The organism is Kangiella sp. M94, assembly GCF_054926195.1.
In genome coordinates, this window is record NZ_CM142903.1 from 2,295,512 (window position 1) to 2,308,194 (window position 12,683).

The window sequence follows — 12,683 nt, forward strand, 5'->3', positions numbered from 1 at the left end:
GTTAACCTGTAATAGAATTTGTCAGTTCGAAAATTGGCAACATCATTGCCAGTACAATAAACATAACCATGCCACCCAGTGCCAAAATGATCAGTGGGCCCATAATGTTGAGCGCTACATCGACACTATTTTCAAATAAGCTTTCCTGATTATCTGAGACCTGTTGCAGCATCTGCTCCAACTCTCCGCTAGCCTCACCACTGCCAATCATGTGAATCATCATGGGTGGAAACAATCGCGACTGTTGTAGTGCCACTTTGAGGCTAGTACCTTCGCGAACTTTTACAGAAGCCTCCGCTACCGCCTGTCTCATCTTAAGATTAGACAATACTTTTCCGCCAATATTCATAGCTTCCAACAGTGGCACGCCACTGGAGTGTAAGATACTGAGAGTACTGGAAAACTGCGCTGTATTCAGATTGCTTGATAGGCGCCCAAAGACTGGCATTTTTAAAATTTTGGCGTGCCATCTTCGTTTATTGTCTTCATTCCGAAGCCAATAACGAGCACCGATAAACATTAATATCAGTAATATCAACGCATAAAGCCCGAAATTAATCACGAAGTCACTGATACCAATTAAAATTTTGGTTAAAACCGGCAGCTCCTGACTCATATGAGTAAATTGCTCAACCACTTTAGGTACCGCAAACACCATAAGACCGGAAACAACGCCGACTGCGACAATAATTAATACTACTGGGTAGACCATTGCCGCCGATACTTTAGTATTAATTTTCTGACGGCGCTCAGTATAATCAGCCAGGCGGTTCAGAACTTTGTCGAGATGGCCAGCTCGTTCACCGGCAGCCACCATGGAGCGATACAGTTCACTAAAAACATTAGGGAATTCGGCCATACCATCAGCCAAAGTGTGCCCCTCAAGAACTTTAGCTCTCACCCCTAAAATAATACTTTTGACTTTGCCTTTGTCGGTCTGATCGGCTACTGCTTTTAATGCTTCTTCAATCGGCAAGGCAGCTTTAACCAAGGTTGCCAATTGGCGAGTGATTAAGGCAAGATCGGCAACTTTAATCGATGGTTTAAAGAATCCGCCGGAGCTTTTTTCGCGAGCTTTTTGCGCATCACCGATATGCACCACTTCCAGTGGTGTCATATCCTTTTCTCTTAATTGCTGGCGAATTTGTCGAGGAGTATCTGCTTCGAGAACCCCTTTCTTTTGCTTACCACGAGCATCCAGAGCTACATATTCAAACGCGGCCATTAATCCTCCCGCGTAACGCGTAGCACTTCTTCGACTGAAGTCATCCCTTCAAGTACTCGTTTACGACCATCCGCACGGATGCTTGGCGTCAGCTTACGAGCATGCCGCTCCATTTCCTGCTCACTGTTGTTGTTGTGAACCATTGTGCGCATTTGCTCATCAATAATCACTAGCTCATAAATACCCTGACGACCACGGTAACCATGGTAGTTACACGCTTCACAACCATCAGGATGATAAATGGTCGGCGGTTCAGAGGCATCAAAGCCCATTAACTCACATTCTTTTTGATTTGCTGGTGCAGGCTTTTTACACTCTGGACATAATTTCCTGACCAGGCGCTGAGCTAGAACACCCAATAAACTGGTTGAAAGCAAGAAGGGTTCAACCCCCATATCCTGCATACGAGTGACAGCACCAACAGCAGTATTGGTGTGCAAAGTCGAGAGTACCAAGTGACCGGTCAAACTGGCCTGGACAGCAATTTGCGCTGTTTCCAGATCACGAATCTCACCAACCATGACCACATCCGGATCCTGCCGCAAGATAGCCCGCAAGCCGCGCGCAAAGGTCATATCTACTTTAGGGTTAACCTGAGTTTGACCAATACCATCAAGCAAGTATTCAATCGGATCTTCAACCGTTAAGATATTGCGACTGGCATTATTCAGAAGCGATAAACCAGCATACAAAGTGGTCGTTTTACCGGAGCCCGTTGGACCGGTCACTAGAATAATACCGTGCGGCTTATGCAAAAGATCGTCCATCAGTTGCATGGTTTTGGGTTCCATTCCCAAGTGCGAAAACTCTAGACGACCGGCCTCTTTATCAAGTAAACGTAGCACCACTCGTTCGCCAAAACTTGAAGGCATAGTCGACACACGAACATCGACTGCACGATTGGCAATTCTTAAGGCAATACGACCATCCTGCGGAATGCGCTTTTCAGCAATATCCAGCTTGCCCATTACCTTAATACGAGATACCAACAGTGGGGCAAGTTTGCGATTGGGTTGCAATACTTCGCGTAAAACGCCATCCACTCTGAAACGCACCGAAAGAGTCTTTTCAAAGGTTTCAATGTGGATATCAGAAGCGTTTTCTTTGATTGCTTCTGTTAGCAGGGCATTGATTAATTTAATGATTGGAGCGTCGTCTTCTGCTTCGAGAAGATCTTCGGTTTCAGGTAACTCTTCGGCTAACCTGAATAAGTCCATTTCATCGCCTAAGTCTTCCATGGTTTGGCGAGCATCTGCCGTTCCCGACTGATAAAAAGCACTTAAACGACTTTCAAATTCTGCTTCATCCAGCTTTTCGATTTTGAATCGATGAGGATAATGGCGACGGACTTCAAGTAAAGCTTGTGGCGCGGTACCTTCGCGCATGAAGCATTGCATACCGTCCTCGGTTCGTATCAAAAAGACACCGTGGCGACGAGCAAAACTAAAAGGCAATGGGCGAAAGCCAACCTCTTTAGCAGGCGTTTCCGTCGCTAAATCTTCGACACTCTGTTCATTTGCCATTTGCTCAGCCATTAGTTTTCTTCAGCCTCGCCTTCGTCTTCCTGTAGCTCACTGCCATCTTGCATGTATTGCTCATACGTTGGAGGTAGCACAAGAGCTTCATCATAGGTCGGAAGAACTTCAGACTCTTCTTCTGGCATTAAGCTGATACCACGATTTGCCTGTTCAATTTGCTGGGCACGAATATAGCTGTATTTAGCACTACTTAATTCACGTAACTCTGCATCGTCTTTTAACACAGTCGGGTGAATAAAGATCATCAGGTTACGCTTAATTTTCTGTGTACGCTGTGATTTAAAAGCGTGACCAAGCACGGGAATATCACCGAGAATAGGCACTTTCTGTGAGCTTTGTTGAATATCATCGTCAATCAGGCCACCAAGAACGACCATGCCACCATCAGGCACCAGAACAGAAGTCTTAACTTCGCGTTTATTGGTTACAACATCAACGTTGGTTGAGCCGGCAATTGATGAGACTTCTTGCTCAATATCCAAGCGAACATAGTTGCCTTCATTAATTTGTGGGGTTAGTTTTAACATCACACCCACATCTTTACGCTCAACATTCTGGAATGGGTTCGAGTTATTATCACCGAGCGTCGAGCCAGTAATAATTGGAATTTCCTGGCCAGACTTAAAAATGGCTTCTACATTATCCAGTGTGGTAACACTCGGACGCGATAAGGTATTAGAGTCAGTAACGCCTTCTAGCGCACGAATAAAAGCCCCCCAACTGAAACCATCGGGTCTAATTTTGGCAACACCCAAGCCAAGGCCTTGCATACCGCCTAATACTTCAGCAAGAGCTGCGCCATTATCACCACCGGTACGAATAGTTTCAGTCCCTGTAATCACGCCCGTATCAGGATCTCGCACAAAAACTTCTTCTTCTGTTCCGCGTGCAGCGATTGCGCCGGCAGCAACCTGCCCAATACCAGGGCCGGTGTTAGTAAAGTTCACTACACCACCCGGGGTCGTATTGCTACCCTCAGGAGAGAACAACCATTGAATACCAAGCTCTTTGGCTTTGTTGTCGGAGATTTCAACGATAATCGCTTCAACATGCACCTGCTTACGACGGATATCAAGCGCGCGGATCACAGAGTCAAACTCACGCATGATATCTGGCGGTGCGGTCAAGACTAACGCATTGGTTTCTTCGTGGGATTGGATACTATATAAGGAACGCTGTGCTGCTACGGCACCACCGCCGCCTGCTCCACTGCGGCCTGAAGCTGCAGCTTCTTCTTTCTGTTTGATTTCACCGATACCAGATAAAACTTCAGCTACCTGCTCGGATTTTGCATACTTCAAAAATACAGTTTTGGTATTACCCATAGAATTCAGAGGGCGATCCAAGCTGCCAATCAAGGCTCTTAGTCGAACACGTTGACGATCATTAGCGCTCAATAAAATACTATTGGTTCTTTCGTCAGCGACATAGCGAGGTTCTTGTACTTCGTTGCCTTGTGGCTGACGGCCACTACGATTTAAGCTTTCAAGAATTCGTACGATCTCGCTGGCTGATGCATGTTCTAGCGGAATCACCTCAATCTCTTCATCGTTGGCCTTATCAGTACGGTCAATGATTTCAGTGATACGGCGTACATTTGATGCTGAATCGTGAAGAATTAAAGTGTTAGTTCCCTGTACGGCAAATAAATGACCTGAAGTAGGCGATACTAGTGGGCGCAACACATTCATGATCTGCTGGGCATCAACATTCTGTACCGGAATAACTTGCGTAATATAACGATCACCATAATCATCCAAATTACCGACATTAACCGGCGAATATTCTGAACGAGCCTGTTGATCAGGAATAATTTTTACTACTCCATTAGCTTCAATTGCCTGGAACTTATGAACCTGTAATGCAGACACAAAAATGTTATAAATCTGATCTTTGCTGTAATCAACGTTGCCCGCAGTAATAATAGTCACTTTAAGACCTTTGACTCGCGGGTCAACAATCATTGTTTTGCCGGTTATCTTGGCAACTGTTTCAACCACTTCGCGAATATCTGCATCTCGGACATTGAGTCTTTCAGCATTTGCGCTCAAAGAAGTTAGCAACAAACCTGCCGCGCAAAGCGTCATGGTCAAATTGTTGCCAAGCTGTTTTATTCGGGATTTCTTGAGTGTCTGTATCATTGGATTCTTCTCTCATTTGGATCTGGCTTCTGCTGCGACTGCAGCTCAGACAAACCCAGCAATAATGTTACGGGCTGTCCATCTCTTTCAATGGTGACTTCCAGTGAGTCGGCGCTGCTCAACTCGGTAGCAATCCCCAACAATCCTTGCTCATTGAGTTGGGTGCCATTAACTGACTTTATAACGTCATTTCTGCGCAGGCCTAAGCGAGCAAACATTCTTGGATCCGAACCAGGGGCCACTTTAAATCCAGTGACCACTCCACTGGCATCAACCACGGGCTCAAACTTTGCCAAATCTGCCAATGACTGCGGATCAGTGAACAGCTTATCTTTCATATCCACAAGCTCACTGGTTAGTCGACTATCGCGGCGCTTATCAATCGTTCTTTCCTGCTCGCTTGATTCGACAGGAGTTATCGAACTCTTGGAGTTCGACAATGCATCCTGATTCAGTTGTTCCTCTAAAGTGAGGGTTTCCAACTTACCGTTATTTTTCAGAACAACTTTATGAGTTTCAACCTGCTGCAATACAACATTGCCGCTCACTTCCAATTTATCATTCATAAAATAGGCTTTTTCGTCACGACCGTTAGCCTGAATAATGGCACTGGATAGTTCAGCGTTGGTCGAAACATAGGTGCCAAGCAGCTTTAAGTTTAAGCGAGTTTCCTCTGCTTGAACTGTTTGTGCTGCTTCTTTACCGGCTTCACCAAAGACATGCAAAGACACCAGCTTGTTGACATCAACAGCCGGACGCTTAGTCTGTTGGGGTTGGTTCATAGTGACAGGTGCTATTTGTTGTGCTGGTTGAAAAAAACCAATCCACAACCATATCAGCTTTGCTACTATATATAAGGTCAGCACAGTCAATAAGACGGCTAGTACCTGCGCAATCAACCTACCCCGTTGTTGCACAAACTGGTTTATTTTATGAGTTATAGGATTCATGAGTTACAGTTGTCACGAAAAGTCGCATTGTTCCCTCGTAATTGTTCGGCATCCTTCCTGAAGATCGCCTATAATCGAGATATTCCCACGCAGGGACTGAGAAAGCAAGCAAGATACTGTAAAGAACAGTAAGGTTCAAGATGGCAGTTGACATTTATATCAGATTAGACAAATGGCTCTGGGCTGCTCGATTTTTCAAGACTCGAGCACTCGCCAAAAAAGCCATAGAAGGCGGGAAAGTGCACTGTGACGGGGTTCGCGGAAAACCCAGCCGCCAAGTTCAACTGGGGATGTCCATTAAAATTCGACAGGGTTTTGCCGAAAAAACCGTTATTGTAGAAGGGTTATCAGAACAGCGAGGTCCCGCCAAAGAAGCGCAAGCTCTTTACAGCGAAACCGAACAAAGCATTCAAAAGCGCGAGGAGCTGGTGGTACAACGTAAATCGATGCCGCACTCTGAGCATAAACCCGATAAAAAACAACGTCGTCAGATCCACCGCTTCTTGCGACAACAGGATCAAGACTAAAAAAACAGTCCTCAAAGCCCAACCATTGATTCGAACAGAAATTAGAGAGAACCGATGTCAGACCATATTCAACGATTCACCTTCGCCAACTTACCTATTCGCGGTGAGATTATTACTTTAGAAACCAGTTTTCAGACCATCTGTAACCAGCACCAGTACTCAGAAACTCTGCGTCATCTACTTGGTGAGGCTTTGGCTGCTACGGCTTTAATGGCTGAAATTATTAAGATTGACGGCAAAGTTGCGCTACAACTACAAAGCCCCTCTCAGGTAAAACTCCTGGTAAGCGAATGCAACAACCTGGGGCATCTGCGTGGGGTTATGCATCCCCTTGATCCTGATGTCACCCATTATAACTTTAAAGAATGGACACAAGGTGGGACTCTGGCCATTACGATTGAACCCGAGCAGGGTCATCGTTACCAGGGGATTGTTTCCCTGGAAAAAGACAGCCTGTCGGAGTGCCTGGAAGATTACTTTTCAAGTTCTGAGCAATTACCCACCTATTTAAAGCTATTCGTCAGTAAAGAGCGTGTCACAGGTATTTTCTTACAGACCATGCCGGATGGAGAAAATCAGGATAAAGACAATAAAGCAGCTTTTGAACATGTCACGACTTTGGCCGAGACCATCACTGATGAAGAAGCCTTGACCCTGTCTCATCATGACCTGCTGTATCGCTTGTACCATCAGGATAAAGTCACTCTTTACGACGAAAAAAGCATCAAATTTCAATGCAACTGCTCACGTGAGCGAAATGAACGCGCACTTTTGACCATCGAGCCGCAGGAATTGATGCAATTAGCAGAAGAACATCAAGGTAAAATCGAACTAGTGTGTGATTTTTGCAGCAGAAAAGAAGTATTCACTGAACAGGAGCTTGTGCAATTAATCACTACTAATAAAGGCTCAAAAGCCGTTAACTAGCAAATAATTACGGGTTAGTGAACAGGGATTTGTAAGCGCGCTTCTAACCCTTTCTCAGCACGGTTATGTAAAGTGACCGTGCCACCATGCATTTCAGCAATCCGGCGAACAATGGCCAAACCAAGACCTGAGCCACCACCACTACGCGCTGAGTCGCCGCGCGAAAATGGCTGAAACAAATGTTCCATGTCAGCGTCTTTAATGCCCGGACCTTCATCCAACACAGATAGCTGAATCATGTTGCTTTCTATCTTGGTCGTCACTTTTAACGGTGGCCCTGCATATTTCAGGCCATTCATGATCAGGTTAGTGATTAATCGCTTCATTGCCAGTGGCTTGAAATAAATCTTAGGCAATTTCCCCAATTCAAAGCTGATATCCTGAGTCTGCAAGCGAACTGACTTAATACACTCTTCGACCAGGGCATTTAAATCACCCAGCTGTTCGCGCTCATCACGACCATCGCGTACGAAAGAAATGAACTGGTCGATAATCTGATCCATATCCTCGGTATCGCGCACAATACCTTCACGTAGCTCATCGTCTGCTTCGCCCATAAATTCAGTAGCTAAGCGGATACGGGTTAATGGTGTGCGTAAATCATGAGAAACACCGGCCAGCAACAAATTACGATCCTGTTCCAGCTGTTGCACATTGCGCGCCATCTGGTTGAAGGCTCGGGTCACGGTGACCATCTCTTCAAGACCTTCTTCTTTAAGCTGGCCCGGATTATCACCGCGTCCAATCTCACGCGCGGCAAACTCCAATCGGCGCAAGGGACGACTGATCTGCTTGGTGAAAATCCAGCCACCCAATAGACTCAACAATAAAATCACTGAGATATAGACCACAGGCGGGTGGATGTAAAAGCCTTCGAAAGGATCCATCGCGATTCTTAGCCAGACATTGGTATGTTGCGGTGACTTGATCCAGTAATAAATGTTGTCTGATTCTTCGACCCGCATTTCGGTTTGCGATTCGCTGACGCCAAGACTCTCGGCCAGCTGCTCGGTCAATATGCTATAAGGACGCGCTTCTCTAAGCTGTTTTGGCTCACCCATTCGCGTGGAAATAAACTGAATACGCTGGTTATCCATAATCTGCTGGCGAACCGAGCTATCAATTTTTCCTTCGAATTCAAGCGCCTGTAGCTCGAGTGAGGTTTTGACATCCGCTGAAAGCAACTGCACCAGTTGTTTCATGGATGGCTGCGCTACATACCAGGATATGGACAGATAGGACACCCACTGATTAATCAGCAACAGGCAACCGACCAATACGGCAATACGACCAAAAGCTGATTTAGGCAGAATACGCATAAAAGCTATTTGATAAGACTTTTAAGGAAAACAGAGTAAGACCTGATGATCAGGCCTCACCACCATCGGGAACAAACACATAACCCACGCCCCAGACTGTCTGGATATAACGCGGGTGAGCGGGATCGGCTTCAATCAAACGACGCAAACGAGATACCTGCACATCGATACTACGCTCCAACGCTGAGTAATCACGACCGCGAGCCAGGTTCATCAGTTTATCGCGCGACAAGGGCTGGCGAGCATGTTCAACCAGAGATTTGAGTACCGCAAATTCGCCACTGGTTAATGAAATAGGATTACCGTCATCAGTCATTTCGCGGGTTGCCAGATTCAAAGTAAAGCGACCAAAGCTGACCACTGTTTCCGAATTACTTGGAGCCCCTGGAATATGTTTGGCCTGACGACGAAGCACTGCACGAATACGAGCCAGCAGTTCACGCGGGTTGAAAGGTTTCGCCAGATAATCATCAGCACCCACTTCCAAACCGACAATACGATCCACTTCATCGCCTTTAGCGGTCAGCATGATAATCGGGATTGGATTGTTCTGCGAGCGCAAACGGCGACAAATTGAGAGGCCATCTTCACCAGGAAGCATCAAATCTAACACCATTAAATGATAGTTCTCACGCTCCAGAAAGCGATCCATCTGTTCAGCATTTTCTACGGTACGAACCATAAAGTCCTGCTCTTTGAGATAACGCTCTAACAGACTTCGTAAACGAACATCATCATCAACAACTAATATCTTCGGAGTTTCTTCAGTCATAACCCAACATTCCTTCTACTTTTTTTGCGCTTTCTATTAGTTTCACCAATAACTTTTATCAGAAAGGCCATTCATTGTCTTGTCTTTCTATCGTTTTTTCAGAATCAATAATTGGCCATTAAAACAAACAATTAGCTATGCTCCTCAGTGCTTTATCCCTTATTTACTCAAAGTTGAGTGCTGGGTCAAAACCGACTTGGGCATTTTGTTCTTTTTTCATAGGTGCTGAAGCACTATACTATGCCGCCATATTTTCCCCAATAAGCACTTAACAAGATGTTACAAATAAACCAACAGATAGCTCAAGAGTTAAATGTTCGCCCGCAACAGGTTGAAGCAGCGGTTCGCTTACTTGATGAAGGCTCTACAGTGCCTTTCATCTCACGCTACCGTAAAGAAGTCACCGGTGCGCTGGATGACACACAGCTTCGTGATCTTGAGCAAAGGTTAGGTTATTTGCGCGAGCTTGAAGATCGCCGAGCTGCCATTCTTAAGAGTATTGATGAACAGGAAAAACTCACCCCTGAATTAAAGTCATCGATTAATGCGGCCACCACCAAAAGTGAATTGGAAGATTTATACCTGCCGTATAAACCTAAGCGTCGCACCAAAGCCCAAATCGCGCGCGAAGCAGGCCTGGAACCACTGGCCATGGATTTGTGGCAGAACCCAACACTTGATCCAGAAGCCGAAGCAGAAAAGTACCTCAATCAGGAACACAAGATCGAAACCACTAAAGATGCACTGGATGGTGCTCGTCAGATCTTGATGGAGTTGTTCGCCGAGAATGCCGATCTACTGAAAACCCTGCGTGACTATTTGTGGAACCATGCCTTTATTCACTCGACCGTAATCGAAGGCAAGGAAAAAGAAGGCATCAAGTTCTCTGATTACTTCGATCATAACGAAGCCTTTAAAACCATTCCGTCTCATCGAATTCTGGCTTTATTGCGTGGCCGTAATGAAGGCATTCTCAACCTGCAAATGATGTCTAATCAGGACCTTATCAAGGATCCTGAAACCAGTGACCCTTGCCTATCAATGGTCGCCGAGCATTTCAATATCAAAGATCAGAAGCGAGCTGCAGATCACTGGCTACAGCAAGTAGTACTGTGGACCTGGAAAATCAAATTGCATCTTTATCTTGAGACTGAATTATTAGCGAAAGTACGCGAGCTTGGCGAAACCGAAGCAATTCGTATTTTTGCCCGCAATTTGCATGATTTATTAATGGCCGCTCCCGCTGGCGCGAAGACCACTATGGGGCTTGATCCAGGTTTGCGCACCGGTACTAAGGTAGTGATTGTGGATGAAACCGGCAAACTGCTAACCCAAACCACTATCTTCCCACATGCACCACAAAACCAGTGGGAGCAATCGCTACGCAAACTGCAAACTCTGTGCGAAATGCATAAAGTTCAACTGGTTAGCATTGGCAACGGCACCGCATCGCGTGAAACTGACAAGCTGGTTGCAGAGCTGATCAAAATGACACCACAGCTTAAGTTGCAAAAAGTCATGGTCAGTGAAGCAGGCGCATCAGTCTATTCAGCATCCGCACTGGCCGCGCAAGAATTTCCTGATCTCGATGTGACCTATCGTGGCGCAGTCTCAATCGCCCGTCGCTTACAAGATCCTCTAGCGGAATTAGTTAAAATCGAACCTAAGTCGATTGGCGTTGGTCAGTATCAGCATGATGTCAGCCAAAGCCAGCTGGCCAAAAGCCTCGACGGTGTGGTGGAAGATTGTGTAAACGCCGTGGGGGTCGATTTGAATATGGCTTCCATGCCCTTGTTAACCCGCGTGTCCGGTTTAAGCAAAACCATTGCCCAGAATATCGTTAACTGGCGTGATAGCAATGGCCGCTTTAATAACCGTAAGCAGTTATTAGAAGTTGAGCGCATGGGCCCAAAAACCTATGAGCAGGCCGCCGGTTTCTTACGTATCCGTGATGGTGATAACGCTCTGGATAGCTCCTCGGTTCACCCCGAAGCCTATCCGGTGGTTGAAAAAATGATGCAGGCACTCGACATGCAGGATGCTCATCAACTTATGGGTAACTCAGATAAGCTGCGTCAAATCAAAGCTCAAGACTTCACGGATGACACCTTTGGTTTGCATACCGTCAATGACATCTTGAAAGAACTGGATAAACCCGGCCGCGATCCTCGACCTGAATTCAAGATGGTTCAGTTCAAGGAAGGTGTTGATACTCTGAACGACCTGAAAATTGGTATGGAACTCGAAGGCGTCGTCACTAATGTAACCGCATTTGGTGCCTTTATTGACGTTGGCGTGCATCAGGATGGCCTGGTTCACTTATCGATGATGGCCAACGAGTTCATCAAAGACCCTGCCGAAGTGGTTAAAGCGGGTGATATCGTCAAGGTTTGGGTGATGGACGTTGATATGCAGCGTAAACGTATTAGCCTTTCAATGATTGGCCCAGATGCTCAGGCTGCGTCTAAACCAGCGCAAAAGCGTGACGCTAAAACTCATAAAAAAGGCCCTATGAAAGGAAACCATTCCAATAAGCGTGGTCAAAATAAGCCACAGGGTGCTTTTGCTGATGCCCTGGCAGCTGCTTTGAAAAAATAGCAGGCTCAACTGAGCGCGCGAGCGAATGGTTACAAATTGACACTTTTAATCGTGCATTGCCCTAAGTACTATTGCAATGCACATCTGCTTGCACTTTGACTGAAGTGCAGGTAGTGTGCGCTATTCGCGTGCTGTGAACTAACAACACATAGAGCATAAAACATGAATTTAAATAACCGTGGCTGGAACTTTTTAGGTGCTTTCATCTGTTATCAGTTATTGGTAACGGCCCTTTATTTTCAGTACGTTGATGGCCTAGAGCCCTGTCCATTGTGCATGTTCCAACGTGTCGCTGTGGCAGCAATGGGTATTGTATTATTGCTTAACGCCATTCATAACCCTGCGATCCACTCCATCAGTAATCGTATCTACCAGATTTTAGGTCTGCTAACCGCTCTAGTTGGCATTGGCATTTCTGGACGTCACGTCTACCTGCAAAACCTGCCAGAAGGCGAAGCGCCTGCTTGCGGTGCTCCGCTTGATTACATGATGGATATATTGCCTTTCATGGAAGTCATTCAAACCGTTTTAACTGGTGCAGGTGAATGCGCCAAAATCAGCTGGCGTTTCTGGGGAATTTCCATGCCCGGCTGGATGCTTATCATTTTCATCATAGCGGCGCTGGTATTTGGCTTTAGACTGTTTAAAGCATTCCAGCAACCAAAACCACTTTAATCTAAAGCACA

At 45.9% G+C, this 12,683-nt stretch carries 10 protein-coding genes; 4 read left to right on the plus strand and 6 right to left on the minus strand.

Going from position 1 to position 12,683, the window contains the following annotated elements; genetic code table 11:
* Nucleotide 1 precedes the first annotated feature (1 nt).
* The 4 genes from gspF to gspC are packed head-to-tail and all read right to left on the minus strand — an operon-like array spanning nt 2 to nt 5,854.
* Nucleotides 2-1,225 (minus strand): type II secretion system inner membrane protein GspF, encoded by a 1,224-nt coding sequence (gene gspF, locus ACYTXU_RS10575; RefSeq protein ID WP_462206721.1) that lies wholly within the window; start codon nt 1,223-1,225, stop codon nt 2-4.
* Entirely contained in the window at nt 1,225-2,760 is a 1,536-nt protein-coding gene (gene gspE, locus ACYTXU_RS10580; RefSeq protein ID WP_462206722.1) for a type II secretion system ATPase GspE, read from the minus strand. The genes gspF and gspE overlap by 1 nt, the downstream gene beginning before the upstream one ends.
* Nucleotides 2,760-4,904 (minus strand): type II secretion system secretin GspD, encoded by a 2,145-nt coding sequence (gene gspD / locus ACYTXU_RS10585; RefSeq protein ID WP_462206723.1) that lies wholly within the window; start codon nt 4,902-4,904, stop codon nt 2,760-2,762. The genes gspE and gspD overlap by 1 nt, the downstream gene beginning before the upstream one ends.
* Nucleotides 4,901-5,854 carry a type II secretion system protein GspC gene (gene gspC, locus ACYTXU_RS10590; RefSeq protein ID WP_462206724.1) on the minus strand — a complete coding sequence of 318 codons (954 nt, stop codon included), beginning with the start codon at nt 5,852-5,854 and terminating at the stop codon, nt 4,901-4,903. Before gspC ends, gspD begins: the two co-directional genes overlap by 4 nt.
* Nucleotides 5,855-5,994: 140 nt before the next feature.
* On the opposite strand from gspC, the gene ACYTXU_RS10595 reads away from it, so the two are divergent.
* Both ACYTXU_RS10595 and hslO read left to right on the plus strand, forming a co-directional pair.
* Complete coding sequence (locus tag ACYTXU_RS10595) at nt 5,995-6,381, plus strand: RNA-binding S4 domain-containing protein (protein WP_462206725.1); 387 nt, start codon at nt 5,995-5,997, stop codon at nt 6,379-6,381.
* A gap of 54 nt (nt 6,382-6,435) precedes the next feature.
* Nucleotides 6,436-7,308, plus strand: a complete 873-nt coding sequence (hslO, locus tag ACYTXU_RS10600; protein WP_462206726.1) for an Hsp33 family molecular chaperone HslO — start codon at nt 6,436-6,438, stop codon at nt 7,306-7,308.
* 14 nt (nt 7,309-7,322) lie between these two features.
* Here the strand turns inward: hslO and envZ are convergent, their stop codons facing one another.
* Nucleotides 7,323-8,627 carry a two-component system sensor histidine kinase EnvZ gene (gene envZ / locus ACYTXU_RS10605; protein ID WP_462206727.1) on the minus strand — a complete coding sequence of 435 codons (1,305 nt, stop codon included), beginning with the start codon at nt 8,625-8,627 and terminating at the stop codon, nt 7,323-7,325.
* Between the two features lie 49 nt (nt 8,628-8,676).
* Entirely contained in the window at nt 8,677-9,399 is a 723-nt protein-coding gene (gene ompR / locus ACYTXU_RS10610; RefSeq protein WP_015781335.1) for an osmolarity response regulator transcription factor OmpR, read from the minus strand.
* A 276-nt stretch (nt 9,400-9,675) separates the two neighbouring features.
* Between ompR and ACYTXU_RS10615 the strand changes: the two genes are divergently transcribed.
* On the plus strand, nt 9,676-11,997 hold the full coding sequence (locus tag ACYTXU_RS10615) for a Tex family protein (protein WP_462206728.1): 2,322 nt from the start codon (nt 9,676-9,678) through the stop codon (nt 11,995-11,997).
* A 162-nt stretch (nt 11,998-12,159) separates the two neighbouring features.
* Nucleotides 12,160-12,672, plus strand: coding sequence for a disulfide bond formation protein B (locus ACYTXU_RS10620; RefSeq protein WP_462206729.1), 513 nt, complete (start codon nt 12,160-12,162; stop codon nt 12,670-12,672).
* The last annotated feature ends 11 nt before the right edge of the window (nt 12,673-12,683 follow it).

Excerpts from the sequence above, each read along its gene's own strand:
- gspF (WP_462206721.1), bottom strand. The coding sequence starts at position 1,225 with ATGGCCGCGTTTGAATATGTAGCTCTGGATGCTCGTGGTAAGCAAAAG.
- gspE (WP_462206722.1), bottom strand. The coding sequence starts at position 2,760 with ATGGCTGAGCAAATGGCAAATGAACAGAGTGTCGAAGATTTAGCGACG.
- gspD (WP_462206723.1), bottom strand. The coding sequence starts at position 4,904 with ATGATACAGACACTCAAGAAATCCCGAATAAAACAGCTTGGCAACAAT.
- gspC (WP_462206724.1), bottom strand. The coding sequence starts at position 5,854 with ATGAATCCTATAACTCATAAAATAAACCAGTTTGTGCAACAACGGGGT.
- ACYTXU_RS10595 (WP_462206725.1), top strand. The coding sequence starts at position 5,995 with ATGGCAGTTGACATTTATATCAGATTAGACAAATGGCTCTGGGCTGCT.
- hslO (WP_462206726.1), top strand. The coding sequence starts at position 6,436 with ATGTCAGACCATATTCAACGATTCACCTTCGCCAACTTACCTATTCGC.
- envZ (WP_462206727.1), bottom strand. The coding sequence starts at position 8,627 with ATGCGTATTCTGCCTAAATCAGCTTTTGGTCGTATTGCCGTATTGGTC.
- ompR (WP_015781335.1), bottom strand. The coding sequence starts at position 9,399 with ATGACTGAAGAAACTCCGAAGATATTAGTTGTTGATGATGATGTTCGT.
- ACYTXU_RS10615 (WP_462206728.1), top strand. The coding sequence starts at position 9,676 with ATGTTACAAATAAACCAACAGATAGCTCAAGAGTTAAATGTTCGCCCG.
- ACYTXU_RS10620 (WP_462206729.1), top strand. The coding sequence starts at position 12,160 with ATGAATTTAAATAACCGTGGCTGGAACTTTTTAGGTGCTTTCATCTGT.